The organism is Rhodococcus sp. WB9 (genome assembly GCF_007558985.1).
GTDB classification, from domain to species: domain Bacteria; phylum Actinomycetota; class Actinomycetes; order Mycobacteriales; family Mycobacteriaceae; genus Rhodococcus_F; species Rhodococcus_F opacus.
Genome location: NZ_CP041769.1, coordinates 4070629 through 4095228, shown reverse-complemented (window position 1 = coordinate 4095228; position 24600 = coordinate 4070629). Strand labels below are relative to the sequence as shown.

Here is a 24600-nt window from a genome sequence, read left to right as displayed (position 1 = left end):
ATCGGCACCACTTTCTTCCAGAATCCTTGTGATCCCTCCAGTTTCGCCCCGGGTGGTGGCGCGCTGGTCCCGTGCTTCGCCTGCCAGGTCGTCCGACCACTGCCGTCGGCCCGCGCCGACACCGACAGGCCTACGTCGCGGAACTCGGGAGCGCTGAACGGACGATGAGTAGGGGACACGTGACCGTGTGTAGCAGGGCTCTGCTGGTCGAGCCCAGCAGCATGCTCGCGAATCCACCTCGCCCACGGCTCCCGACCACCAGGAGTTGCGCCCGCTCGGCCTGCTCGCGCAGATTCCGAGCAGGTTGGTCCATGACCACGACCGGCCGGACCTGCACGTCGGGGAAGTCCTCGGCGCGACCGGCCAGGCTCTCCGACAGTATCGCCCCCTCGCGGCTTTCGACCTGCGTCCAGTCGACGTCACTGGGGAACGGGGCGTGCAGCTCGACATCCGACCAGGCGTGTACCGCAACAAGTTCGACCTGACGCAATGCGGCCTCTTCGAACGCCGCCGAGATCGCCGGCTCACTGTTCGCCGAACCGTCGACACCGACCACGACGGGCCCTGCGACGTCGTTGATCTCGGTGTGCGGCAGGTCTCGCACGACAGCGACGGGCGCGTGCGCATGAGTCACGACCGCCGCACTGACCGATCCCAGCACGGTACGGTCGATGATTCCGTGTCGGTTCGCGCCGACAACCACCATCAGTGCAGACTTCGACCGCTCGACCAGCTCACCGGAGGGAGCGCCCATGCAGAACGCCGTGTCGATCTCGAGGGTGTGCCCCGGTACGGCCCGGACGGCCACCTCCTCGGCCCGGACGAGCCGCGACTTGCATTCGAGTTCCTCCTCCTCGAAAAAGCTGGCAGGCACCCCGACCGGCATACCGTAGGCGCCGGGGACGAACATGGTGGTCACCAAGGTCAGCGGAGCATTCCGCAATGCGGCTTCGTGCGCCGCCCACGACACGGCCTGGAGGGACGACTCCGATCCGTCTACTCCGGCGACGATCGGGCGGCGGGTGGTCATGATGTCTCCTCGGGTTCGCGCGGATCATCGAGTCCCCACCATCGTCGCCGCTGCCGTGATGGCGCCGTAGAGGAGAAGGTCATCACATTCCGTACCGTTCCAGAACTTTGCGCATGTCCGCGACGGCCTTCTGGCGATTCACTGGATCCGGGATCTGGGCAAGTTGACGCTTGAGGCTCACCGCGAAGTCGGCGTAGTCGTTCTGCCAGTCGCGCCCGATCAGTTGCGCAGCATCTGTGCGGGCGGTGCCGATCAGCTTCGCGGGGGTGCCGCACTGCAGTTGGTAGCTTTCCCCGATGTTCGGGGTGACGATCGAGAGGGAAGGGTCGTCTTCCGACGCCAGTTCGGTCAGCGCCGAGATTGCCCCCGGTTCGCCGTGGGTCAGGAACAGGCTGCCCGAGATAGGCTTCCGCTCCTTGATCCAGTCCAGCAGTTCGGCCTGATCTGCGTGGGCGGAATAGCTGTCGAGCCGCCGAATATGCGCTCGCACATTGACGTCGGTGCCCGAAATTTTCACTTGCCGTGCGCCTTCGAGGATGACGCGTCCCAGCGAGCCTTGGGCCTGGAATCCGACGAACAAGATCGTCGAATCCCGGCGATGCAGATTGTGTGCGAGGTGATGGCGGATGCGTCCCGCCTCGCACATCCCCGAAGCCGCAATGATGATGACCCCCGACATGCTGTTGATCCGCATCGAGACGGAAGCATCATCGACATAGTGGATCGAGGGATGGTGGAAGATGTCCTTGCCCCCGAGATCCTCGAGCTCGCCTGCATGCCTGGCGAATACGCTGGTCGCCCGGTTGGCCAGCGGTGAGTCGACGAAGACCGGAACGTTGGGGATGCGGTTCGCGTCGGCGAGATACGCAATGTCGAGCAGCAGTTCCTGCGTTCGTTCCAACGCGAAGGCAGGGATCACGAGATTTCCACCACGCGAAATGGCCTTGTTGATCTCCTCTTCCAGCAGGTCACGCCGCTGGTCGATGCTCAGTCGCACACGGGTTCGGCTGCCGTACGTCGATTCACAGATGACGTAGTCCAACCCCGATGGACCCTCCGGATCGGCGTGAAACGCCTTGTACTGAGGACCGAGATCACCGGAACAGAGCAGGCGCACGCCCCCGGCGTCGACCTCCACCGATGTTGCGCCCAGAATATGACCGGCATTCCACAGCCGCGATCGAAAACCTGTAGCGGGCTCGAACCATTCCTCCAACGGCACGGGACGGGTCTGTCGCCACGCCGTGAGCCCATCGTGTTCGGTGTAGAGCGGGGTAATTGTCGCCTCTCCGGCACGATCGCGTCGTCGGTTTCGGTGTTGCGCCTCGAACTCCTGGATACGCCCGGCGTCGGCGAGCATGTATTGCAGCAGGTCGGAGGTTTGGTCGGTGCAGAAGATCGGCCCTTCGAAGCCTTGCGCCACCAACTTGGGTAGCAGGCCGCAATGATCGATATGCGCGTGGGTGAGAACGACTGCATCAATCGTGTCCGGCGCGAAGGTGAAGGCACCGTAGTTCAAGGTCTCGAGGGTGCGCGATCCCTGAAACAGGCCGCAGTCCACCAGGATGCGCCTGCCCTCCGACTCGATCTCCATGCATGAGCCGGTCACTGTCTTCGCAGCACCGTGAAAAGTGAGGTTCACGTGATTCGCCATGCGAGGCTCCTCGTATTCGATCTGGCTTCCGGCCGAGGCGCACGGGTGTCGAACGACACGACGCTGCCCTGTCCGAGGCAGCGACGAAATCCAGACTCTGATGCACTCGCTCCGAGCATCCGGGTCCGGTGCCCTTGCCTGTATCGCACGGCTCTCACGATTCGAGTGAACATCGGAGGGCAGGCGGGCCGGTAGGGTCTCCCGTCACCTCCAGGCCGCGGGTGAGTTGCTCGTAGTGGCGGCGGTGTGGCGTACCAGCAGCCGTCGAGCTCGCGCGAGGTGTCCCAGGTGCACCGGCGTTCACTCGAATGCGCGAGCCCGACCGCCGTCCCACAATCGTTCGGTGACGTCTTCGAAGCACACGAGCGTGATCGGATCGTCGTGCCTGAGCAGTACCGACCTGCTCACCAGTGCACGAACGACGAATCCGTCCTGATGCGCGAGTTCGATCACCTTCCCGGCGAAGTCGTGCAGGATGGCCACCGCCTCGGCATCGTTCGGCGACGACTGCGGATCGACGAAATCCGCGACCGAACCATCACCGAGCCCGCCCTCGCCGTAACCCAGCATCCGCTCCAGCGCCCAATTCGCATGCGAGATCACACCATGCCTGTCCACCGCGAGAGCGGGCACCGGTAGCCGTCGCAGCAACACGAGGGCGGGAAGTTGCTCGAGGTAGTCCTCCGCGGTCGCCGGATTCCGGCGTCGTCTGTCGTCTCTCGGCTCCGACCGTCGTGGGGTGCCGGAGGCGGCGAGCATCGCGTCGATGCGGGTCTTGATCTCCGCGCTACTGATCGATCGCAGGGGTGGCAGGAGTTGATCGAGCCGGTGTATCGGATGGTTGCTCATATGTTCGGGCCTCCGGGTCGGGGCGGTGCGCGAGGCACCACCGCGGGTGGGTCGGATCAGCACCGCGGCGAGCGCGACACAGCCCGACACGAGGACGGCGGCGCTGGCCGCCACACACGGTGATCCGGTGCCCGATGGTCGTCCGATGGTCGCGTCGGCCCTCGGGCGGCGCCGGAAGTTCGGTAATCGGCTACTGCTCATCGCCCAGGACGGCATCTTTCAGATCGGCGCGTGGACGGGTGGGGCCGCCGGCCACCGACGGTTATCGGGGATACGGTGCTCCACCACCCTCTGCAAGGATTACGTGCAGGGGTCCCCGCTGCACAGGGCAATAAGTCACTGATTCGGCCCGCCTCTGGATGCGGGTCCACGCCCCGGCACTGCCCGGGTTCGGGGGTACGGCCCGGGCGCGGTGTGGGAGTCGCCCTCCTGCCCCGAACTGCGTCCCAGAACGGTCCCCCTGCGATCTCTGCGCCAAGCCGGTCAGCAACGGTGACCGGGTCGCGGGACGATGGTGAGAACCGACTCGATCGGGCGGCGGGGTGTCTGTCGTGGAGGAACCTGCGTGCCGGTCGAACCGATTCGAATCAGGACTTGCGGTACACCCGAGTCCGGCAGCAGGCTGCCAATCATTTTTCGACTTTGCGGCAACTCGGTCATGTGGGTCAGCGGGCATGTTGCGTGTCCGGTGGCCGTGGCTTCGAGCAGTACGGCCGATAGCGCTTCGCCGGTGCGCACCCACGCTCCACGGTCGTCGCCGTCGGTGCTGAGGACGAGCACCGTCGCTTGGTCGGGATGGAGGATGGAACCGCTGTCGGAGCCGATGGGGAATCGGCGCCCGATGTCGACGCGGGCCTGATTGTCCGCGGTGGCGAGTGCCTCTGTCGGGATTCCGTCCTCGGGGAGGGAATGTCCTGCCCACCAGTAGAGTTCGGTTTGGTAGGTGGGGTCGAGCCGCCGGGAGGCGGCGGTGAGTTCGGTGGCGGCCGCAAGCACTGGTCGGGCGCTGTGCGGCAATACCGTCAGGTCAACGCCGTGCCCGCGAACCATGTCCTTCAGCGAGGCCGGTGACAGTGTATTCGGATCGACCGGATCGAACGGGCCCCGATCCGAATAGCGGCGGCGAATCGCGGAAAGCAGATCGAGATCGTGCGACTGCGGGCTTCGGGTGTAATGGTGGAACCGGATCTGGGCGACACTGGACGGGCTCGCTTGGTCGGGTACGCGGCGTATGTCGGCCAACCAGCCCAGCGCGGTCAATGCGGTGCCCAGATGATGCAGGGCCGCTCCACAGCTGACCACCAGTTGCCGCTCCGACGGGTCCGCCGAGGCGAGTCGGCGGTGGGAATCGGCAGACAAATCGAGCACACCACCGTCATAGCGCCACCGCCACGGTTGAGTGTTGTGTACCGACGGCGCTCGGCAGGCAAGGCCGACGGCGATCCGAATGAGATCGTCATCGGGGACAGTAGGCTGCATTGTCGTCTCCTCGACCGCCTGCCCGAGTTGCTCTGACGGCCCGGGGCATTCCGTCTTCAGTGTTCGCCGGTTGGGAGTTCACGATTAGGGCCGATGGTCATCGAGTGACGACTGTGTTCCATCGACAGGTCCGGCACGGGCCAATGCCGGGACGTCGACGGGGCTGCCGCGGGAGACGGTTTTCGAATCGTTCGGCTGGCATCGTGTCGAACCCGGGTTCGCCCGTGGCGTTGACCTGTGACCCTATTTTCCCGCGCACTCCCGGATCGACACTGGTGGAAGGACGACACCTCGCGAGGCCGTGGTAGTCGTGGTCGGTCCGGGATCGACGTTCCTGCACTGATGGGGTGAGGCTCATGGAGCGGTTGACCGCACAGGACGTGATGACTCTGTGGCCGGACGTGGCCGGGTGGTCGCAGGACATCGGTCTCGTGGCCCTGCTCGACGCCTGTGACCTCGTCGACACGGACGGGCGGATTCTACTCGGGGACGTCCGGACATCGATCGAGGCGCGGTTGCCTCGGGCGCCGCGTCTGCGGCAGGTGGTCTACGTGCCTCGGTGGGGTCTGGGACGGCCACTGTGGGTGGATGCGGCAGCCTTCGATGTTCGAGACCACGTGTGTGCCGTCCCGCCGGTGCATCACGCTGACGAGGCGCGGCTACTCGAGGTGGTCGAGGAGTTGCGTCGGCGTCCGCTCGACCGCTCCCGGCCGCTGTGGAAGATGTGGTTCGTACCCGGCCTGGCGGGCGGCCGGACCGCGGTCTACGTCCGGGTCCACCACGTGATCGCCGACGGCCCGGCCGGGGTGGCGATGCTCGGTGCACTGTTCGACTCTGCGCCCGACGGTCCGGCTCCTCGGGTCGAGCCGTGGATGCCGGCCCCGGTGCCGGCGGCGAACGAGCTGATCGTCGACAACCTCCGGCGTCGCCGGGCCGCGGCGGCTCGTATGCTGGCGGCGTGTACACGGCCGGCGACGATCGTGTGTCGTACCCGGCGTGCGTGGGCATCGGTGCGGGAGATGGTCTCCGGGGGACGGGCGCCGCGATGCAGCCTGAATCGGCCGATCGGTGCTGCTCGTGAGTTCGCTGTCGTACGAACCGAACTCGCAACGATGCGGGGGATCTCCGATCGGTACGGTGTGAAGGTCAACGATGTGCTGCTTGCCGTCTTCGCCGGTGGCCTGCGTGACCTGTTACGCAGTCGAGGGGAACCGGTCGACAACCTCGAGTTGCGTGCGGTCGTGCCCGTGTCGCTGCACCGGGAGCGGCCGGGGCCGGCGCGCGGGAATCTGCTTGGGCAGATGATCGTGCCGCTCCCGCTCTGGATCGACGATCCCGTCCGCCGACTGGTGTCGATAGCCGCCGACACCGCCACCCGTAAGCGGGGTGTCCGTCCGCGCCGGGGGGCCGTGGTCGGCGGCCGGACCGTCCGGTGGATTGCCCTGACTCTGCTGTCTCGGCAACGAATGATGAACACGTACGTCGCCGACGTGCCCGGCCCGCCCGTCCCCCTCTACCTCTTCGGGGCCGCCGTGCGCGAGATCGTCCCGGTAGTGGCCCTGATGGGAAACATCGCGGTGGGCGCCGGCGCGTTCTCCTATGCGGGGCAGTTCACGATCACGGTTGTCGGTGACGGTGCCGTATGCCCCGAGGTCGACGTGGTCGCCTCCGGAATGGAACAGACGCTGCGGTCACTCGAGGCGTCACGGCACCGGGATTGATCCACTCGCGAGGAGTATTGCCCCGGACGATGCGAGAGTTCGCCGATTCGCCGGCGATATCTCGTCGCGCTGTGCCACGCTCGAACGATGCAGACGGAGCGAGACCAGCTGCTGCTCACGGTGCGCAACCTCGCACGGTTTCACCGGGAACACGAGAAGTTCTATTCCGAATCACCATTTCACGACGTGATCCGGTTGCAACGCACCTCACGGGCATTGAAGGCATTGGCCGAACGGTGGTCGGTGGTCGCACCGTCCGGTGAGACGTCCCTCAGCCCGTTCGCGGGAGCTTCCGACCTCAACGATGATCGCGCCACCGAGACGCTCGGGATCCTGTTCATGGAGGGCGGTGGCGAGCCCGCGGAGATCACGAATCTGAAACGTGATCTCAGCGCGTCAGGGGAGGCGAACCGGGCGATCGGGCAGTGGCTGGCGTCGGCGATGTCGGCGGCATGGGACATGTTGGAGGCATTGCTGAGCTACCCGGAACTTGCGGATCTGCTGGCCGAACGGCACCGTATCGTGAGCAACGACTGGCAGTGCGCGTCGATGGCCGAACTCATCGCCCGCAACCTCGACCGCGCGGTCGCGATCCTCGGGCGGGTCGACTTCACCCCGGCCGCCCTGCGTGCGGACCTCACTGCGCACCGTGTCGTTCCGCGGTATCTGTTCTCGGCCTCGGAAATGCTCGATTATGCCGCGGATCTCTCGGCTCACAGCGCCGTGCTCACGCACGAGAACGAGCGACGCTGGCGGATCTTCCACGAGCGAGTCGATCAGATGGTCGGGGCCGCCGACACCCCCGGCGGCAACGAAATCCGACCGGAGGGCAGGTAGAGACCGATTGCCACGGCGTGGGCTGTTGTGGGGCCTCCTCATCGTGGTGGGTTTCAGTGGCTGGGGAGGGCTTTCGGTGCGCAGATGGCTTCGACGAACGCGCCGACAACGTGTTCGGGGAGGTGGCGGGCGATGTCGGCTTCACTGATCATGCCGACGAGCCGGTGGTCGTCGAGGACGGGCAGGCGGCGGACCTGATGTTCTTCCATGACGGTGACGACCTGTTCGACGCTCGCGCTGGAATCGACGTGGTAGGTGCTGCCCTGTGCGAGATCACCGGCGGTCATCGTGTTGGGATCTGTGCCGGCGGCGACGCATTTGAGGACGATGTCCCGGTCGGTGATGATGCCGTGGAGGCGGTCGTCGTCTCCGCAGATCGGCAGCGCCCCGACGTCGAGCTCGCGCATGCGTTGCGCGGCGGTGGTGAGGGTGTCGTGTTCGCCGATGCAGGTCGCACCGGTGTGCATGATGTCACGTGCTGTGGACATGGTGGTGATCTCCAAAATGGTTGCAAACAATTGTTTCGATGGTCCGCGCTGAGGCTTCAGTGGCCGTCGGAGCCGGTGACGGCACTGGCCGGCAAGTACGTGCCCAGGAGGACGGCGGCGGGCGCGGCGATCGCGAAGGCGATGGTGCTCCAGGCGCCGATCGCGGCGAGGACAAGCCACAGGGCTCCGATGACGGGGATGATCGTCTTGGGCATGCTGTCCTCGATGGGCCACGGGTGGGTTCGAACCGGCGGTCAGGTCGTCTTTTCGCCGGTGGGGGTGGTTTTCGTGATTTCGACGTGTTTTTCCGGTGTCGGGGATTCGGTGACCGGCATCGTGACAGTCAGGATGCCGTCGGTGTAGGTGGCGTCGATCTCGTCTTCCTTGGCGCCGGTGGGCAGGGGCATGGATCGGTAGAAGCTGCCGTAGTGGAATTCGGATCGGGCGCCTTCCTTGTGTTGTTCGGTGCGTTCGGCTTTGATCGTCATTTGTCCGTCGCGGACGCTGATGTCGACGTCTTTCGCGGGGTCGACTCCGGGGAGTTCGGCGCGCAGGGTGTAGCGGCCCTTGTCGAGGTGTTCCTCGACGCGGATCATGTGGCCTTCGAGGGAGGTCCAGGGGGGCATCGCCTCGAATCTGGCCATGAGGTCGGACCAGTCCGGCAGGGACGGGAGCAGGGCCTGGTGTGGGCGACGGGGGGACAGAATGCTCATGGTTGACTCCAGAGGATTCGGAAGTGGTTGCTGGCGTCTTCGAGTCCACTCGTCATCGGGTGAAGCCAGTAGGGCCGACGGTCCTCAATCCGCGGACTGCCGTCGGCGGCCAGACCCTTGTCTCGCACTTTCGGGCTCAGAGCGACATCGCCTGCCGTGCCTCGTCGAGCACGTACTTCGGCGAAGTTGTGGCCGCGACTGTCGACACTCATGTCGACGATCCGCCGGACTGACCTCGCCGATCTGCGGAGCGGGTGGTGACAGGTGTGGCGGAGTCCGAACCGAGGACCCTCGGCCCTACCGTCACCACCCGAGACGAGTGGACTCTGAAGGGGACCGGCCCCCACTACCCGCCTCGACAGCAACGTCACGGAAATCGCACGGACCACGACGATCGAACTACGGCACACGCACGGGTCGCCCGTGTCGGATCGCGACGAATGGAGATCGACATGCATGCAGAACCAGGGGACTGGCTGGTGGTGAAAGGCACGGTCGTCGACAGCCCGGACGAGGTCGGGCACATCGTCGAGGTTCGCCGCGCCGACGGCGCACCGCCGTACCTTGTCAGGTGGATACGGGACGATCACGAGGCGCTCGTGTTCCCCGGCCCGGACGCGCATGTGGTGACGGCCGCTGCGAAGAGCGAGGAGGACAGTCACGAGCGGCGGCGCATTTCCGCGCTCCAAGACGCCATTGCCGGGAAACCGCACATCGAGCAGCGGACTCTCCGAACCCGCCCCCGAAAGTCCTGATCTCGATCAGGACTGGGTGAGCTGAACGTCTGCGACGCCCGGCACGGTCTCGGCGAGGGCAGTCACTACCCTCCGTTCCGGATCGTCGAGCGCGAGCCCGGCGATCGTCACCTTGCCGTCTGCGATCCGCACCGTCCACCGCCGCGATCCCGCATACACATCGAGGCGGTGTTGCACTTCCCTCGCTATGTTCGTGTCGTCCATCGTCAGGATCTCGAGAAGATCACGCCGGGTGACGATTCCGATGACATCGTGTTCGTGGACGATGGGGATCCCGCGCAGACCTGAGCGCAGCATCGCAGACGCGAGGTCGCTGACGTCGGTGTCCGCTGTCATAGCGACGACTGGGCTGGTCATCGTGTCGGCCGCTGTGACATCGGCTCTGGGCAGCGTAGCGAACTTTTCGCGGAGCAGATCGCCCTCGGAGACGATGCCCACCAGATGCTGCGACTCGTCGACGACCGGCAGGACGGTGAACCCCGAACTCGCAATGATGCGGAGGCATTCGTCGACCGGGGTCGAGCGAGTCACAGTGGTGACCGGGCTGCTCATGATCTGTTGCGCTTGCATGACAGCTCCTTCCTTTCGGCAAACGGCGTTGCAATCGGGCGCCGACAGGCGGCAGGGCCGACGCGTCGTTCTGGCCAGTGGACGCATCGACCTACATCAACGGCGGACGATCAGCAGCGGGCAGGTGATGGAGTGCAGAAGCGCCCGGCTGGTCGAACCGAGCAACAGTGAGGCGAAACCACCACGCCCCCGGCTGCCTGTCACCACCAACTGCGATTCCCGTGCTTGCTGGAGCAGGTGGTGAACCGGTCGATCTCGGACGACAACTTTGCGGACGGACACGTCCGGATACTTGTCCTTCCATCCGGCGAGGCTCTCCGACAGGACGGCCTGTTCGGCGGTTTCGATTGCCGACCAGGGAAGATCGTTGTCGCTGAGATCGGCGGGGGTAACGGTCAACAGGCTGAAGTCGCTCCACGCGTGCACCGCCACGAGATCGACGCCGCGCAGAGAGGCTTCCTCGAAGGCAGCCGCGATGGCCGGTTCGCTGTTCGGCGAACCGTCGACACCGACCACCACCGGACCGTCCAATGGCGGCGCATCCGTCTCGGGCATTCCGCGGATCACCGCCACCGGGCACGCTGCATGACTAGCGACCGCGGAGCTGACCGATCCCACCAGGCCGCCGGTGAACTCTCCGAGGCCACGGGAACCGACGACAAGCATGCGAGCCGAGTTCGCGGCGTCGAGCAGGACCGTCGCGGCCGAGCCGTGACGTAGCGCCGTCCGGAGGGTGAGATGGTTGCCGGGCACGCTCCGCCGGGCGAGTTCGGCGGCCGTGGCGAGCCGCTGGGTACCCCCGTACTCGACGCCGGTGAATGCGCCTGCGGACAGGTTGACGGCGTCGCCGAACGTGCCGGGCGCCTTCAGGAGGGAGGACACCAGAAGTAGCGGGGCTCGGTGGTGGACGGCCGCGTCGGCTGCCCAGCGCACGGCGTCGAGCGATTGCGCCGATCCGTCCACACCTACGACGATCGGTGAATCTGTCGGCATGTCGATTCCTCGTCTCTGTTCGGTCGTGCAGGCCTGGTCGAGAATGTGCCACCGCCGCGTGACCGTCTCGAGAGGTCACACAGCCCTCTTCGGATCGCGGGGCGGCCGCTCACAGCGAGTTCACACCGTTGAGAAGTAGGGCGGGCAATCCCGGGACCATCAGTCCGACACCGACCGACACGGTCGCGGCGCCGACGACACGGTGGTGTGGATTGCGGAAGATGCCGAGTCCGATGAAGACGATCGCTGCTGCGCCCCCGAGGACGGTCAGGGGAGACGTCACCGACAATGCCGCGAGGCCCACGACGGTGGCGGCGGCGACCCATGGCCATCTCAGGTCTCGGGCTTCGAGATATCTTGCCTGCATTGCTACCTCCCACCGGGAGATGTCGATTCGGGCGGGAAGTGCACCTCGGCGATGCCCGGCACGGTGTCGGCCAGGGCGGCGATGACATTTCGTTCCGGGTCGTGAGGCGTGACGCCGAAGATCGAGGCGGAGCCGTGGGCAACGTCTACGCGCCATCGGCCGGCTCCACCGTAGACGTCGAGTCGGTGCTGCACTTCCTTCGCGACCTGAGCGTCGTCGGTCGTGAGGACGGCGATGAGATCGGGACGGGTGACGATCCCGAGGATGTCGTGGTCGTGGACGATGGGGATGCCGCGGAGCCGAGATCGAAGCATGGCGGATGCGAGTTCGCTGACCTCCGCGTCGGCCGTCATCGCCACCACGGGACTGGCCATCACGTCGCCTGCGGTCATCTCGTCCGGCTGCGAATCGGCCCCGCCCAGCTCACGGAATCGTGCACGGAGGAGATCACCCTCGGACACGATGCCCACGAGATGCTTCCGCTCGTCGACGACCGGAAGCACCGTGAAGCCCGAACTTCCGACCAACCGAAGGCATTCGTCCACCGAGGTGGATCGGTCCACCGTGGTGACCGGGCTGCTCATGACGTGTCGTGCCTGCATGACGACTCCTCTCCTCGTCCCTCAGCGTCGGCGTGCCGCTGTCACCGGACAAGGGTCCTAGGACCTCACCTCGTCGCATTCCTCGGTTGCTGGTTCGAACGATCCCCCGGAAGGGTCCAAATGCCCTGGTGACGAGATCGCCGGTGCGCGATTGTGGAGTGAGCACGGAGGTGGAAAGAATGGTCAAGCGTTGGCTGGTCATGGAGACCGAGAACGGCGACCTGCGAATGCCGTTCGCTACGCGTCTCGCCGGGGCCGGCCGGCATCTACCCGCGACACATCTCACGACCACGGACCTGATGTCGACCACCCGTCACTCGACTCACATCGACCTCGAGCGGCTCACCGGGATCCGCGAGCGCCGGGTGTCAGTGGGGGACGAGGACTCCTACACACTGGCGATCTCGGCGGCACTGGATTGCCTGGAACGGTCGAACCGGGACGCCGGGTCGATCGACGTGGTGGTCAGTTGCAGCATCACCAAGTTTCACGGCGGTCTCACCCAATGGCTGGAACCGACGATGAGTAGTGCGGTCGCCCAGGCGATCGGCGCGCAGGGGGCGATGACCTTCGATCTCTCGAACGCGTGCGCCGGCATGTTGACCGGTGTGACGGTGATGAACAACTGGATCCGTCAGGGAATCGTCGAACGGGCACTTGTCGTCAGTGGTGAGTACATTTCGCAGCTCGGACAGAATGCTGCCCAGCACATCCGGAACATCATGAGCAAGGAGCTTGCGTCCCTCACGCTCGGCGACGCCGGGGCCGCGCTGCTCCTCGAACGTGCCCCCGCCGGATCGGCCGGGATCGGTTTGGCCGGATTCACCACCGTCGCCGACTACAGTCGGCTCTGTCTCGCGTACCCGAAGGGTGGCGACCCCGGCGCCCGGATGTTCACCAATTCGCGGGGGATCCAGCGGGCGGCGATCGCGGACACCCCGCTGTTGTTGCACGAGGTGCTCGACGCCGCCGGGATCTCCCTCCACGACATCGATCACGTGATCACACACCAAACCTCGGCGCGGGCGATCCGCAAAGGGATGGCCGAGGTGACCGCCACACTGGGCGATTCTCCACGGCACGACGCGGTCATCACCGTCGACCGCTACGGAAATACGGCCTCGACGACCCACACCGTCGCGCTCGTCGAGGAACTCGAAGCAGGCCGCATCCGAGCGGGTGAGACCGTGGCGTTGATCGCCCTCGCATCGGGTTTGGAGATCGGCGTCGTTCTGTTGACCCTGGACGAGGAATTGGTGGCACGCTATGGGCACAGTCATTGATCGGCTCGACGTCACACGAGGCGGCTGGCGTACCCGCCACAGTGCATTGCATCTCGCGGTGTCGGCCGCCCAGACCTGCCTCGAACGGGCCGGTCGGAATGCCGACGACCTGGATCTGCTCGTCAACGTCGGGTTGTACCGCGACCGGAATCTGGGAGAGCCCGCCCTCGCGGCGCTCATCCAGGATGATATCGGTGCCCACCCGGAGGACCCCCACGACGACACGCACGGGACCTTTTCCTTCGATGCCGCCAACGGATCCTGTGGGGCTCTCAACGGTCTGCAGATCGTCGACGGATTCCTGCGGTCGCACACGATCAACTGGGCGCTGGTGGTTGCCAGTGACGCCGATCCCGGACGTGGGATGAGCGAGCACTTTCCGTTCGCGCCCACGGGTGGAGCCATTCTCTGCCGCTGGACCGACGACGAATTCGGCCTGGGCCCCGTCCATTGGGTGAATCGCTACGATGCCGGTGAAAGTTTCTGCGCCACAGTCGGACTCGAGGACGCCCGGAACGTACTGCGGTTCCGGGAATCGGATTCGATGGACGAGCGATTCGCGACCGCCGGAGCGCAGGCGGCACGGGAATGCCTGGAGGCATCCTCCCTCGACCTCGCCGACGTCGATCTGATCGTGGCCGCTCCCGCCCGGCGGAAGTTCCGCGCGACGCTCGCCGAGCACCTGGGCGTCCCCGTGCCACGGATCGTGGTCGCGGACGACGAACGGATGCATACCGCGTCCCTCGTGGCGGCCCTGGACCGCCGGACGGGTGGTATCCCGGCCGGGAACCGTGTCCTGATCATCGCCGTGGGTGCAGGGGTCACCGCCGGCGCCGCCCTGTACAGCGAACACCCCTGAGCCACAGCGAACACCCCTGAGCCCGGGCAACGGCATCGTCGCCCGGGCAAAGGCATCGTCGGGTCAGCCGGCCGCGCCGTGCCCGACACCCTGCATCGCCGCGTGCTCGTGCAGCGCGAGTTCGGCCTCGTGGTGTGCCGGTTGGAGATCGAACACGACCTCGTGGACTTTCCCAGTGAACCGGTACGGGGCCTTGTCCTCGTAATCGCGGTCGACGACCAGGCCGTTGTCGCGGCCCACGTCCATTCCCGCGTACGAACTGAAGGCCACGGGCACCGTCCGGGGCATGTCACCTTCCCCGATCAGTTCGTCGTTCGCCCACAAGGACACGTGACCACCGCTGCCCGGTTTGGGCTCGTCGGTCTCGAACAGCATCTTCACGGTGACATCACCGGTCGGAATCTTCTGCTCGGACGCCTGCCTGTAGGTCTCCACACCGAGGAAGGAATACGTGTGGTGGAGTATGCCGGTGCCGTCGACCCACAGTGCGAAGCCGCCGATGAAGTCGGCGTTGGCAACGATGACACCCTCGGCGCCCTCCTCGGGTACGTGAAGGTTCGCTTCGATGGCGTACGAGCGTCCCGCCACACGAGGGACCATGCCGCGCTGCACGTTCTGGACGTCGCCCTTGAAGGTGAACCGGGTGGTCGTCGGCATCGGCGGCAGCAGGCCGAAGAAGATCGACATCCCCCCGAGCAGGGGGAGAGCCCGGTTGCGTTCCGCCTCACGCCACCACAGCTGCTTCAGCTCCTCCAGTCTGTCGGGGTGATCGGCGGCGACGTTGTGGGCCTGGGAGAAGTCGTCGGGCAGGTAGTAGAGCTCCCAGACATCGTCGTCCGGGTTGTAGACACCCGGTGCGAACCGTTTGATGGTCTCCGGGGAGAAGTCCCAGGGGGCCTTGTCCAGGCGGGTGCACGCCCACCAGCCGTCCTGATAGATCGCGCGGCTGCCGAACATCTCGAAGTACTGCACCGTGTGCTGTTCGGGGGCGTCGGCGTCGGCGAATGTGGGGAGAAAGCTCGTTCCGTCCATGGGTTCCTGGTCGATCCCGTCGACGGTGGTCGGTTCGGGTAGCCCTATCGCGGCGAGCACGGTGGGGGCGATGTCGATGCAGTGGGTGAACTGCCCCCGCACCTGTGAGTCGGGGGTGATCCGGTTCGGCCACGCGATCACCATCGGGTCGCGGTCGCCGCCGAGGTGGCTGGCCATCTGCTTGCCCCACTGGAACGGGGTGTTGTTCGCGTGCGCCCAGGCGGCGGCGAAGTGCGGAGCGGTGTGGTCGCCGCCGAGCGCCTCGATCCCACCGTATTCGTCGATCAGCTTCAACTGGTGTTCGGCGTCGAGTACCACCCCGTTGAGGAAGGTCATCTCGTTGAAGGAGCCGGTGATCGTGCCTTCCATGCTGGCACCGTTGTCACCCCAGATATAGAGGACGAGCGTGTTGTCGAGGTCGCCCATGTCCTCGATCGAGTCGAGCAGCCGCCCGACGTTCCAGTCGGCGTTCTCGGAGTACCCGGCGAACACCTCCATCTGTCGGGCATAGAGCTTCTTCTGGGAGTCGGACAACGTATCCCAGGCCGGAAAGAGGTCCGGTCGCTCGGTCAGTTCGGTGTCCGCGGGAACGATACCGAGCACCTTCTGACGCTCGAGCGTCTTCTCGCGGTAGGTGTCCCAGCCGTCGTCGAATTGCCCCTTGTATTTGTCCGCCCATTCCTTGGCCACATGGTGCGGGGCGTGGCTGCACCCGGTGGAGTAGTACATGAACCACGGTTTCTGTGGGTCCTGAGCCTGGACACCGTGGAGCCACTCCACCGCCTTGTCGGTGAGGTCGTCGGGGAAGTAGTAGCCGTGACCGTCTTTGCCCTCGGGGACGCCGAGGACCGAGTTGTCCTGGGTGACGATCGGATCGTATTGTCCGGCCGCACCACTGAGGAATCCCCACCAGTGGTCGAAGCCCCACCCCTGCGGCCAGTTGTCGAAGGGTCCGGCGGCTCCCTGCACGTTGTCCGGGGTGAGATGCCACTTGCCGAACCCGCCGGTCACGTACCCGTTCTCGCTGAGAATCCGGGGGAGTGCGGTGCAGCTTCTCGGCCGCACGGCCGTATATCCGGGGAAGGGGCCCGGGTACTCGGCAATCGAGCCGAATCCCACGCGGTGGTGGTTGCGGCCGGTGAGAAGCCCCGCCCGGGTGGGCGAGCACACCGCGGTCACGTGAAAGCGGTTGTAGGTCAATCCCTGTTGCTGAACCCGGCTCAAGGTGGGGGTGCGGATCGCACCGCCGAAGGTGTCCGGGCCACCGAAACCGGCGTCGTCGATCAGCACGATCAGCACGTTCGGAGCACCGTCCGGTGGCTTCGGCCCGGGCACGATCGTCCAATCCGGTACGGAGTCCTGCACCGTGCGGCCAATGGTGCCCCCGAAGGTTCGGTTGGGGATCGGTAGCCGCGTGCGGTCCGGATCGAACTTCCCCATTGCCGCGGCCAGGGACGCCTCGAGGTCCCTCAGGCTCGAACCATCCAATTCCGCGACCGACTTCAGGGGGGCGCCGCCGAGCGCCTGCTCCACCGGAAGCCGGCTGCCCGACGGCAGGACCGCGATCACCACGCACGTCCCGGAGGCCAGCGCCTCACCGATCTTGGTCTCGAGGCCGCTCGTTATGCGGTGTGAGGCGAACTTGCCTGCCAGCGCGCCGGCACCGGCGCCGACGGCGGCTGCAGCCAGCATCGGCGGGGCGAACAACCCCACCACCAGGCCGACGCCTGCACCCCAGCCGGCGCCTTTACGGCCCAGATGGTCGCCCGTGTCGATCATGGTGAGGTTCCCGTCCGGGTCCTTCGTTACCAGGACTGCACCCCGAAGGGTGATCTGCTTGCCGCGCACCTGAGCGGTGAGCGCGTCGAAGTCGTCACGTGCACGGTCGAGGTCCTGATAGCCGGCGACGAGGACCAGCGCGTTGTCTTCGGTCATGGTGGGACTCTCCGTCATCGGTGTCGCCGGTTCTGGGTAGGCGGCCTGCTCTCGATGCTCGTCCGGCGGCAGACTCGGCGACAAGGATCAAAAGGCCTCTGTTTCCGGCAGCGTCCGCGGTCCGCCTGCGGTCCGCCCGGGGTCCGACCCGGTCGCGCTCACTCGTCACGTGTGCGGTCGATGCCCGACGGGGAGCCCGTAGCAGCGGTGACAGGACCGGCCGAGCTGAACCGTGCTGCGCGCCGATGTACGCGGTGCCGATGGTCGCGCCATCGCGGCGGCGGTGCGTGCCGAATCGGCTCGGAGTAGAAGATCCGCTTCCCGAATTCGATCAACACCAGATACCCGGCAACCAGGGCGACCAGGACGAGGAAGAACCCGACCGGAAGAGCAACGAATCCAAGACTCGTGGCCCAGGGCGACAGGGGAACCGCGATACCGGCGGCGAGGACCCCGGCGACGGTCGCCACCAGACCCGGACTCGGGCGGCTGCGCAGAAAGGGGATTCGCCGCGTCCGGATCGCGAAGACGATCAGTGTCTGAGTGGCGAGCGACTCGACGAACCACCCGGTGCGGAACAACTCCGGGCCGGCGTGGAACACACCCAGCATGATCGCGAAGGTCACGAAATCGAACAGTGAACTGATCGGCCCGAAGAACAACATGAAACGTCGGATGAACGCTATGTCCCAATGTGACGGCGCGTGCAACTGCTCCGGATCGACACGATCGCTGGGGATTGCGAGTTGGCTCGTGTCGTACAGCAGATTGTTGAGAAGGATCTGCCCCGGCAGCATCGGCAAGAACTTCAGCACAGCAGAGGCTGCGGCAGCGCTGAACATGTTTCCGAAGTTGCTCGATGTGCTCATCAGGACGTACTTGATGGTGTTGGTGAAGGTGCGGCGCCCTTCCACGACGCCGTCGGCGAGCACCCCGAGGTCCTTCTCGAGCAGGATCACGTCCGCGGCGTCCTTGGCCACGTCGGTGGCGGAATCGACCGAGATGCCGACGTCCGCGGCGTGCAGGGCCAGCGCATCGTTCACGCCGTCACCGACGAAGCCCACTGCCCGACCGTGCGTGCGCAGGGTGGCGACGAGGCGCGCCTTCTGTTCCGGGGAGACTCGGGCGAACACTGTGCTCCGCGCGGCGGTCGCACTGAACGCCTTCTCGTCGAGAGCGTCCAATTCCGGACCTGTCACGCTGCCGCCGGACACCACACCAAGTTCTCCGCAGATCTTCTCGGCCACCCGCGGGTTGTCACCCGTCGCCACCTTCACGGTGATACCCAGTTCGGCGAGCCGCCGCAATGACGCTGCGGCGGAGGCCTTGGGGCGGTCCAGGAACACCAGGAAACCCGTGAGGGTCAGCGCGTTCTCGTGATCGACGTCGAGCCGGTCGTCCTCGTCCGCACCCCTGGTCGCGACGGCGACGACGCGACTTCCCTCGGCGAAAAGGGTGTTCAGCGTGACCTGCGCGGAGGAATCGAGGGCCACACAACGGTCGAGCACGCTTTCCGGTGCGCCCTTCACGACGACCATTCGCCGACCGCTCGGTGCACACACCAGTGTCGACGACATCCGCCGCTGGTGGTCGAAAGGACAGCTCGCTACCCTCGTGTACGCGTCGGCCACGGACCCGGCGGCCCCTGCAGCCGCCCAGAGTGCGGTGTCCAAGGGGTTCGTACCCAGATGGCCGGTTCCGGTCTCCTCGACCTCGGTGGCGAGCAGCCCGTGCAGAAGGGCGTCCGGGCACGGGGCGCCGCGTGAATCCAGGGCAGCGACGAAGCTGACCCGGCCATCGGTGAGGGTGCCGGTCTTGTCGGTGACGAGAACATCGATATCACCGAGATCCTCGATGCACACCAGCCGTTTGACCAGCACCTTCCGCTTGGCGAGCCGGCGGGACCCCTCGGCGAGCGCCGTGCTCACCACAGCGGGGAGCAGTTGTGGGGTCACCCCCACCGCGATCGCGAGCGAGAACAGCAGCGAGTCGATGAGCGAGCGGTGCAACGACAGATTGATGACCATGATCATCGTGGTCAGGGCGACCGCGACCTGAAGCAGGAGGACGGAGAACCGCCGCAGACCCGTCTGGAACTCGGTTTCCGGCTCACGCTCACCGAGTCCCACTGCGATGCGACCGAATTCGGCGTCGACCCCGGTGGCGACGACCACCCCGGTACCCGTCCCGACGTGCACGACGGTCCCCATGAACGCGCAGTTCGACCAGTCCGCCAGGGAGCGTGAGGCCGGGACGGGAGCAGTCGACTTCGCGGCCGGTTCGGACTCGCCGGTGAGTACGCTCTCGTCGCACTCGAGGTTCACCGCGTTCAGGAGCCTCAGATCGGCGGGAACGACCTCGCCGAGCACGAGTCGCACCACGTCACCCGGCACCAGGGTGATGACGTCCACCCGGCTCGGGGTGCCGTCTCGGAGAACCACCGCGGTGTGCCGCATGCGCGAATGGAGTGCCGCCGTTGTGCGTTCGGCGCGATATTCGTTGGCGAACCCCACCCCGACACTCGCCGCCAGAATCGTTCCGATGATGACGGCATCGTTGTGGTCGCCCAGTAAGTAGGACGCGACGGCCGTTGCCGCGAGCAGGAGCAGCAGGGCGCTGCGAAGTTGGCGTCCGAGGACGGCGAGTGCGTTGACGCGAAAGGTTCGCACGGTGTTCGGTCCACACAGACCCAGCCGCCGCTCGGCGTCGGCCGAGGTCAATCCGTGAAATGAAGAAGCCACGTCGCGAAGGACACTGTCGCTGTCGCTCGTCGCGGCGCCACCGAGGGAGATGGGCGGCGGAAGTGGAGTGCTGCGATCCGTGCCGGGAGATGCCGGGTTTGCACCTGTTCTCACGAGGTTATCCTCCAGATGGGTGCGGCGAGTGTTCGCTTCAGGTCGGCCGTGCGGCTTCGGTGCCGGCGGCCGATGCGAGGGCCCGGATCGTGAGAAGCATCTTCCGGCTCATGACGAAGCCGATCGGCTCCATCAGCAGAGGCCCGAAGAAGAGACGGCTGACGAGTCCGGGGCCGCAGGAACTGCAGCCCCGCTCGATCAACCGAGTGCGCCCAGCCTGGTCGCGAAGAAGATGAAACGCCCAGATGGAGGCGTCGCCGGTGCGGGGGTCGCGGGCATGGAGGACCAGGCGTGCATTCGGTTCCACCGACGCGACAGTCAGCGGGGGCGCTTTCGGGTGCAGCCGCACTTCGTCGCCGGTGTCCAGGTTCTGGTAGTCCCGAAGTACCTTGTCGGTGTTACGCACGCGACAACCGATGAGGTTCTCGAGTCCGACGTAACTGTAGAAGCCGCCGCGGCCCTGACCCAGCTGGACAATCCAGGGCCACACCACTTCCGGCGGCGCGTCGACCGTGACGGCGTGCGTGTAGCACCATGCGGGGTGGGGGATCAGCTCGTCTCCCGGCAGCGCTGCCGCCGCCTCCGCTGCGGTCGCGCCCCACGTCGTACGCCGCCGGCGCAGCGGTTTCGTCAGGATCACGTGCGTCGCAATCAACACCGCACCACCGAGGGACTGCCGGATGACGGCCGAGCGCGCCACGACGGTACCTCCTGTCGGTCGAGGTTACGTCCCATCATCGAGCCGCAGACCGGAGTTCGACAGGGTATTTCGGCCCCGCGCGAAGTGGCGGTGACTTTGGACCCTGTGCGGTCCGAAGACGACGGTGTTCGCTGGACCATGACGACGAGGAGACCTCATGAACGTGCAACAGACGGTGGTCGAACACCGCTGGGTCAAGCCGATCGATCAACTCGGATTGGCGGACGCACCATCGGTAGGGGGCAAGGCGGCCAATCTCGGTGAGCTGACGCGCGCCCGCTATCCGGTCCCACCAGGATTTGCCGTCACCGCGGAAGGCTACCTGGGGGCGATGGACGAGGCGGGAGTGCGCGACACCCTTCGGGAACACGGGTTGCCGAAAGCCGGGACCGACGACAACACCCTCACCGCAGCGTCGCACGAGTTGCGGTCGACCGTACTCGGCGTTCCGATGCCCGCTGCCCTGCGGGCGGAAATTCTCGCTGCGTATCGTGAGCTCGGCGCGGGGGCGCCGAGGGTCGCGGTCCGCTCGTCCGCCCCCGCCGAAGACGCCGCCGACACCTCGTTCGCAGGTATCCACGACAGCTTCGTCGGCGTGTCCGGTGACGACGCGCTGATCGAGGCAATCGGCAAATGCTGGGCGTCGCTGTGGTCCGAGCGCGCACTCACCTACCGCAGCGTTCAGGGAGTGACCGACGAGCCGTCGATCGCGGTCGTCGTCCAGTTGATGGTGGACGCCGACCAGTCGGGTGTGGTCTTCACCGCAGATCCCAGAACCGGTGCACGCGATCGCATCGTCGTCGAAGCCGCGACCGGACTTGGCGAGGTCGTGGTGGGAGGCCAGGTGGAGCCGGACACCTATGTGGTGGCGAAGTCGGGATTCGCAGTGATCGACGCCCACATCGGGTCACAGTCCTTCTCCATCACCGCGGATGACGAAGGGGAGCACTCAGTAGAGATTCCCGCCACGGCACGAGGCCGACGCGTTCTCACCGACCAGCAACTCGAACGATTGGCGTTGCTCGCCGTCGCTGTCGAAGACCATTATCACGCCCCCCAGGACCTCGAATTCGCGTTCGCCGCAAATCGGTTGTGGATCGTCCAGACGCGCCCCATCACGACTCTGGGACAGCCCCGGGCTCGCACGGAGGAACACCGCGAATCGACGAGCAAGCCCCTCGTCCACGGGCTCGGCGCAGGCCCCGGAACGGCGACCGGCCGCGTCCGCATCCTGCGGTCCGTGTCCGACGCCCACCGGTTGTCCGACGGAGAGATACTCGTCGCACCCATGACACGCCCCGACTGGCTTCCCGTGCTGCGCCGTGCGGTGGCAATCGTCACGGACGGCGGCGGGATCACCTGTCACGCCGCCATCGTCGGTCGCGAGCTGGGACGTCCCGTGGTCGTCGGTACCCGGACCGCCACCACCGAACTCGTGGAGGGGGCGATCGTCACGGTCGACGGTGATTCGGGGGTGGTCTACGACGGATCGGTATCCGCCTCTGCACCGGAGTCGTCGGCGAAGGTCGCCGTTTCCGCACCGCGACCGGCGACGGAGCGGACCAGTACGGGGTCCGCACCGGAGGCGACGGCCACCTCCGTGTACGTCAACCTCGCCACACCGGACGCCGCCGACCGTGTGGCCGCTTCCGACGTCGACGGAGTGGGGTTGCTGCGCGCCGAGTTCATGATCATGGACGCGCTGGGTGGGACACACCCGGCAGCGATGATCGCGCAGGGACGCCGCGACGAGTACGTGGCCGAGATGGCGGCGGCGGTCGAACGCATCGCCGCCGCGTTCACGCCGCGCCCCGTCATCTACCGGGCGATCGATCTACGCACCAACGAATTCGCCAACCTTTCCGGTGGCGACGTGGAGCCTCACGAAGACAACCCGATGATCGGCTACCGCGGCTGCTTCCGCTACGTGCGCGAACCCGAACTGTTCCGCCTCGATCTCGACGTGCTGTTCACCGTCAGGAAGCGCTACCCGAACGTGCATCTGATGATCCCGTTCGTCCGCACCCGGTGGGAGCTCGCTCAGTGCCTTGACGACCTCGACTCCCATCCACTGGGCGCGGATCGCCGCATGCACCGATGGATCATGGCGGAGGTCCCCTCCGTCGCGTACTGGATTCCGGAGTACGCGGCCCTCGGCATCGATGGCGTCTCCATCGGTACCAACGACCTCACCCAACTCGTGCTGGGAGTCGATCGGGATTCCGAGATCTGCCGGGATCTGTTCGACACCATGGACCCCGCCGTACTCGACGCCATCGACGTCATCATCGAGCGCGCCACACGTGCCGGGCTCACCACCTCCCTGTGCGGGCAGGCAGTGTCGACCAACCCCGCTCTGGCGGAACATCTCGTACGCAACGGCATCACCTCGGTGTCCGTGGCACCGGACGTCGCCGCCATTACGCGCCACAACATCGCGGCTGCGGAACGCAGGATCCTGCTCGACCGAGCGAGGTCAGACCTGCGAACGTCCGCGGATGGGGACCGGCGAGGAGGAACCCGATGAGCGAACCCGTCGCGACACTGATCAGCAGCACCGGCGACTCCGTCACCGTGCACGGTCCCGGTGGCACCGACACGGTGCTGCCGGTCGCCGTGTGGCAGCTGCCCGACGCCCGTCAGGTGGTCGTGGTGGGGGAGGGCGGTCCGCTCATCGTCGCCGATATCGACGGGGCGCAGCTCGCCGAGGCGATCCAGTCGAGATGGCCCGGCGCCACCATGCTGGAGCGCCGCACCCGTCCCATGGCCTCGACAGGTGACCCACGAGCTTATGACGCCGTGTACTGTCAACTCGCGCTGGATGGTTCACGATGCGATCCGAACTACGCGGAACTGAGCGCGGCCGGTCTCCATCTCGCTCACGCCTGACTATCCGACGATGGTGCCCGCGGCGGATCCGTCGGTGAGCAGTTGATAGAACCGCTCGACGTCGGGTCGCCGGCACAGGGCGGTGCCCGGTGTCTGCAGCATGGCGGCCCCCGCGGCGATCCCGTACCGCACCGAGTCGCTCAACGAACGACCCTGTGCCAGGCCGCACACGACACCGGCGACCATGCTGTCGCCCGCACCGACACCGCTGACCACCGGGACCTGGACCGACGGGAAATACTCGTCGCGGTCCCGCGTGACCAGCAGAGCGCCATCGGCACCGAGCGAGAGGACGACGACCTGGGAGATCCCTTGGTCGATGACTTCCCGAGCCGCAGCCACCTGGTCGTCGATCGCCGACAACTCCCGCCCCGTCCAGTCCCGGAGTTCGCGAATGCTCGGTTTGACGAGAAACACACCACCCCGAAGTTGTCTCAGAGCCGGACCGGACGTATCGACGATGACTCGCGCCCCGAGGTCGCCGACGACGTCTGCCACCTGCTGGTAGAAATCGGCGGGCACACCCGGTGGCAGACTTCCGCTCACCACCACATAGTCGGCGCCCGACGCGACCTCGATGACCAGGTCGAGACAGGCCACCTGTTCCCTTGCGGTCACTGTCGGTCCCGGCAGGACGAAACGGTACTGCAGACCCGTCTCGTTCTCGTTGATCGTCAGGCTCTCCCGTGTGGAACCGCGGATCGTCAGGCTCCGAATCCCGACACCCTCGGTGGCCACGAGATCCTCGAGGGCCCGGCCGGTATGGCCGCCCGAAGGAAACACCGCCGTCGCGGGAGTTCCGAGAACGTGCAGTACCCGGGCCACGTTCAGTCCGCCGCCGCCGGGATCGCGGCGAGGTGCGCCGCAGCGCACCTTGTCGGTCGGCACCACCCGATTCGTGCTCGTGGTGATGTCGAGCGCAGGATTCATCGTCAACGTCACGATGTCGGGCATGGGCTCTCCTGTCGTCGGGCACGCCGGGCGGTTAC

At 66.2% G+C, this 24600-nt stretch carries 22 protein-coding genes; 7 read left to right on the top strand and 15 right to left on the bottom strand.

Annotated features, from left to right (window positions below; translation table 11 throughout):
- Nucleotides 1–130 precede the first annotated feature (130 nt).
- From FND50_RS18955 to FND50_RS18935, 4 genes are all read right to left on the bottom strand, one after another.
- On the bottom strand, nucleotides 131–1030 hold the full coding sequence (locus FND50_RS18955) for a universal stress protein (protein ID WP_144286704.1): 900 nt from the start codon (nucleotides 1028–1030) through the stop codon (nucleotides 131–133).
- Between the two features lie 82 nt (nucleotides 1031–1112).
- Nucleotides 1113–2684, bottom strand: coding sequence for an MBL fold metallo-hydrolase (locus FND50_RS18950; protein ID WP_144286703.1), 1572 nt, complete (start codon nucleotides 2682–2684; stop codon nucleotides 1113–1115).
- Nucleotides 2685–2984: 300 nt separating this feature from the next.
- Complete coding sequence (locus FND50_RS18945) at nucleotides 2985–3533, bottom strand: PAS domain S-box protein (protein ID WP_144286702.1); 549 nt, start codon at nucleotides 3531–3533, stop codon at nucleotides 2985–2987.
- 483 nt (nucleotides 3534–4016) lie between these two features.
- A complete protein-coding gene (locus tag FND50_RS18935) occupies nucleotides 4017–5012 on the bottom strand; it encodes an Acg family FMN-binding oxidoreductase (protein ID WP_144286701.1) in 996 nt (331 codons plus the stop codon).
- 356 nt (nucleotides 5013–5368) lie between these two features.
- On the opposite strand from FND50_RS18935, the gene FND50_RS18930 reads away from it, so the two are divergent.
- Nucleotides 5369–6733 (top strand): wax ester/triacylglycerol synthase family O-acyltransferase, encoded by a 1365-nt coding sequence (locus FND50_RS18930; RefSeq protein ID WP_144286700.1) that lies wholly within the window; start codon nucleotides 5369–5371, stop codon nucleotides 6731–6733.
- A gap of 87 nt (nucleotides 6734–6820) precedes the next feature.
- Complete coding sequence (locus FND50_RS18925; RefSeq protein WP_144286699.1) at nucleotides 6821–7570, top strand: hypothetical protein; 750 nt, start codon at nucleotides 6821–6823, stop codon at nucleotides 7568–7570.
- 53 nt (nucleotides 7571–7623) lie between these two features.
- Here FND50_RS18925 and FND50_RS18920 read toward each other — a convergent pair whose 3' ends face one another.
- The 3 genes from FND50_RS18920 to FND50_RS18915 are packed head-to-tail and all read right to left on the bottom strand — an operon-like array spanning nucleotide 7624 to nucleotide 8771.
- Nucleotides 7624–8058 carry a CBS domain-containing protein gene (locus FND50_RS18920; RefSeq protein WP_144286698.1) on the bottom strand — a complete coding sequence of 145 codons (435 nt, stop codon included), beginning with the start codon at nucleotides 8056–8058 and terminating at the stop codon, nucleotides 7624–7626.
- Between the two features lie 56 nt (nucleotides 8059–8114).
- The gene (locus tag FND50_RS36175) at nucleotides 8115–8273 is read right to left on the bottom strand and encodes a hypothetical protein (protein WP_186301082.1); all 159 of its coding nucleotides are present in this window, start codon (nucleotides 8271–8273) and stop codon (nucleotides 8115–8117) included.
- 39 nt (nucleotides 8274–8312) lie between these two features.
- The gene (locus tag FND50_RS18915; RefSeq protein WP_144286697.1) at nucleotides 8313–8771 is read right to left on the bottom strand and encodes an Hsp20/alpha crystallin family protein; all 459 of its coding nucleotides are present in this window, start codon (nucleotides 8769–8771) and stop codon (nucleotides 8313–8315) included.
- 440 nt (nucleotides 8772–9211) lie between these two features.
- Here FND50_RS18915 and FND50_RS18910 point away from each other — a divergent pair, with 440 nt between their 5' ends.
- Nucleotides 9212–9526 (top strand): DUF1918 domain-containing protein, encoded by a 315-nt coding sequence (locus tag FND50_RS18910; RefSeq protein ID WP_007298889.1) that lies wholly within the window; start codon nucleotides 9212–9214, stop codon nucleotides 9524–9526.
- Nucleotides 9527–9532: 6 nt separating this feature from the next.
- Here FND50_RS18910 and FND50_RS18905 read toward each other — a convergent pair whose 3' ends face one another.
- The 4 genes from FND50_RS18905 to FND50_RS18890 form a co-directional block, all read right to left on the bottom strand.
- On the bottom strand, nucleotides 9533–10096 hold the full coding sequence (locus tag FND50_RS18905) for a CBS domain-containing protein (protein ID WP_144286696.1): 564 nt from the start codon (nucleotides 10094–10096) through the stop codon (nucleotides 9533–9535).
- Between the two features lie 96 nt (nucleotides 10097–10192).
- Entirely contained in the window at nucleotides 10193–11089 is an 897-nt protein-coding gene (locus FND50_RS18900; RefSeq protein ID WP_144286695.1) for a universal stress protein, read from the bottom strand.
- Nucleotides 11090–11198: 109 nt separating this feature from the next.
- Nucleotides 11199–11456, bottom strand: coding sequence for a hypothetical protein (locus tag FND50_RS18895; protein WP_144286694.1), 258 nt, complete (start codon nucleotides 11454–11456; stop codon nucleotides 11199–11201).
- A 2-nt stretch (nucleotides 11457–11458) separates the two neighbouring features.
- Nucleotides 11459–12058 (bottom strand): HPP family protein, encoded by a 600-nt coding sequence (locus FND50_RS18890; protein WP_144286693.1) that lies wholly within the window; start codon nucleotides 12056–12058, stop codon nucleotides 11459–11461.
- A gap of 179 nt (nucleotides 12059–12237) precedes the next feature.
- On the opposite strand from FND50_RS18890, the gene FND50_RS18885 reads away from it, so the two are divergent.
- Both FND50_RS18885 and FND50_RS18880 read left to right on the top strand, forming a co-directional pair.
- Nucleotides 12238–13341 (top strand): 3-oxoacyl-ACP synthase III family protein, encoded by a 1104-nt coding sequence (locus tag FND50_RS18885; protein ID WP_005261659.1) that lies wholly within the window; start codon nucleotides 12238–12240, stop codon nucleotides 13339–13341.
- Entirely contained in the window at nucleotides 13325–14200 is an 876-nt protein-coding gene (locus FND50_RS18880) for a 3-oxoacyl-ACP synthase III family protein (protein WP_144286692.1), read from the top strand. Before FND50_RS18885 ends, FND50_RS18880 begins: the two co-directional genes overlap by 17 nt.
- A gap of 63 nt (nucleotides 14201–14263) precedes the next feature.
- Here FND50_RS18880 and FND50_RS18875 read toward each other — a convergent pair whose 3' ends face one another.
- From FND50_RS18875 to FND50_RS18865, 3 genes are all read right to left on the bottom strand, one after another.
- Complete coding sequence (locus FND50_RS18875; protein ID WP_144286691.1) at nucleotides 14264–17167, bottom strand: arylsulfatase; 2904 nt, start codon at nucleotides 17165–17167, stop codon at nucleotides 14264–14266.
- A gap of 158 nt (nucleotides 17168–17325) precedes the next feature.
- Nucleotides 17326–19959, bottom strand: a complete 2634-nt coding sequence (mgtA, locus tag FND50_RS18870) for a magnesium-translocating P-type ATPase (RefSeq protein WP_260851047.1) — start codon at nucleotides 19957–19959, stop codon at nucleotides 17326–17328.
- 100 nt (nucleotides 19960–20059) lie between these two features.
- Complete coding sequence (locus FND50_RS18865) at nucleotides 20060–20722, bottom strand: hypothetical protein (RefSeq protein WP_144286689.1); 663 nt, start codon at nucleotides 20720–20722, stop codon at nucleotides 20060–20062.
- 157 nt (nucleotides 20723–20879) lie between these two features.
- On the opposite strand from FND50_RS18865, the gene ppsA reads away from it, so the two are divergent.
- Together ppsA and FND50_RS18855 are read left to right on the top strand one after the other, a co-directional pair.
- The gene (gene ppsA, locus FND50_RS18860) at nucleotides 20880–23249 is read left to right on the top strand and encodes a phosphoenolpyruvate synthase (RefSeq protein ID WP_144286688.1); all 2370 of its coding nucleotides are present in this window, start codon (nucleotides 20880–20882) and stop codon (nucleotides 23247–23249) included.
- Complete coding sequence (locus FND50_RS18855; RefSeq protein ID WP_144286687.1) at nucleotides 23246–23611, top strand: hypothetical protein; 366 nt, start codon at nucleotides 23246–23248, stop codon at nucleotides 23609–23611. Before ppsA ends, FND50_RS18855 begins: the two co-directional genes overlap by 4 nt.
- On the opposite strand, the gene FND50_RS18850 is transcribed toward FND50_RS18855, so the two are convergent.
- The gene (locus FND50_RS18850; RefSeq protein ID WP_144286686.1) at nucleotides 23612–24565 is read right to left on the bottom strand and encodes a 1-phosphofructokinase family hexose kinase; all 954 of its coding nucleotides are present in this window, start codon (nucleotides 24563–24565) and stop codon (nucleotides 23612–23614) included.
- Between the last annotated feature and the right edge of the window lie 35 nt (nucleotides 24566–24600).

Excerpts from the sequence above, each read along its gene's own strand:
- FND50_RS18955 (WP_144286704.1), bottom strand. The coding sequence starts at position 1,030 with ATGACCACCCGCCGCCCGATCGTCGCCGGAGTAGACGGATCGGAGTCG.
- FND50_RS18950 (WP_144286703.1), bottom strand. The coding sequence starts at position 2,684 with ATGGCGAATCACGTGAACCTCACTTTTCACGGTGCTGCGAAGACAGTG.
- FND50_RS18945 (WP_144286702.1), bottom strand. The coding sequence starts at position 3,533 with ATGAGCAACCATCCGATACACCGGCTCGATCAACTCCTGCCACCCCTG.
- FND50_RS18935 (WP_144286701.1), bottom strand. The coding sequence starts at position 5,012 with ATGCAGCCTACTGTCCCCGATGACGATCTCATTCGGATCGCCGTCGGC.
- FND50_RS18930 (WP_144286700.1), top strand. The coding sequence starts at position 5,369 with ATGGAGCGGTTGACCGCACAGGACGTGATGACTCTGTGGCCGGACGTG.
- FND50_RS18925 (WP_144286699.1), top strand. The coding sequence starts at position 6,821 with ATGCAGACGGAGCGAGACCAGCTGCTGCTCACGGTGCGCAACCTCGCA.
- FND50_RS18920 (WP_144286698.1), bottom strand. The coding sequence starts at position 8,058 with ATGTCCACAGCACGTGACATCATGCACACCGGTGCGACCTGCATCGGC.
- FND50_RS36175 (WP_186301082.1), bottom strand. The coding sequence starts at position 8,273 with ATGCCCAAGACGATCATCCCCGTCATCGGAGCCCTGTGGCTTGTCCTC.
- FND50_RS18915 (WP_144286697.1), bottom strand. The coding sequence starts at position 8,771 with ATGAGCATTCTGTCCCCCCGTCGCCCACACCAGGCCCTGCTCCCGTCC.
- FND50_RS18910 (WP_007298889.1), top strand. The coding sequence starts at position 9,212 with ATGGAGATCGACATGCATGCAGAACCAGGGGACTGGCTGGTGGTGAAA.
- FND50_RS18905 (WP_144286696.1), bottom strand. The coding sequence starts at position 10,096 with ATGCAAGCGCAACAGATCATGAGCAGCCCGGTCACCACTGTGACTCGC.
- FND50_RS18900 (WP_144286695.1), bottom strand. The coding sequence starts at position 11,089 with ATGCCGACAGATTCACCGATCGTCGTAGGTGTGGACGGATCGGCGCAA.
- FND50_RS18895 (WP_144286694.1), bottom strand. The coding sequence starts at position 11,456 with ATGCAGGCAAGATATCTCGAAGCCCGAGACCTGAGATGGCCATGGGTC.
- FND50_RS18890 (WP_144286693.1), bottom strand. The coding sequence starts at position 12,058 with ATGCAGGCACGACACGTCATGAGCAGCCCGGTCACCACGGTGGACCGA.
- FND50_RS18885 (WP_005261659.1), top strand. The coding sequence starts at position 12,238 with ATGGTCAAGCGTTGGCTGGTCATGGAGACCGAGAACGGCGACCTGCGA.
- FND50_RS18880 (WP_144286692.1), top strand. The coding sequence starts at position 13,325 with ATGGGCACAGTCATTGATCGGCTCGACGTCACACGAGGCGGCTGGCGT.
- FND50_RS18875 (WP_144286691.1), bottom strand. The coding sequence starts at position 17,167 with ATGACCGAAGACAACGCGCTGGTCCTCGTCGCCGGCTATCAGGACCTC.
- ppsA (WP_144286688.1), top strand. The coding sequence starts at position 20,880 with ATGAACGTGCAACAGACGGTGGTCGAACACCGCTGGGTCAAGCCGATC.
- FND50_RS18855 (WP_144286687.1), top strand. The coding sequence starts at position 23,246 with ATGAGCGAACCCGTCGCGACACTGATCAGCAGCACCGGCGACTCCGTC.
- FND50_RS18850 (WP_144286686.1), bottom strand. The coding sequence starts at position 24,565 with ATGCCCGACATCGTGACGTTGACGATGAATCCTGCGCTCGACATCACC.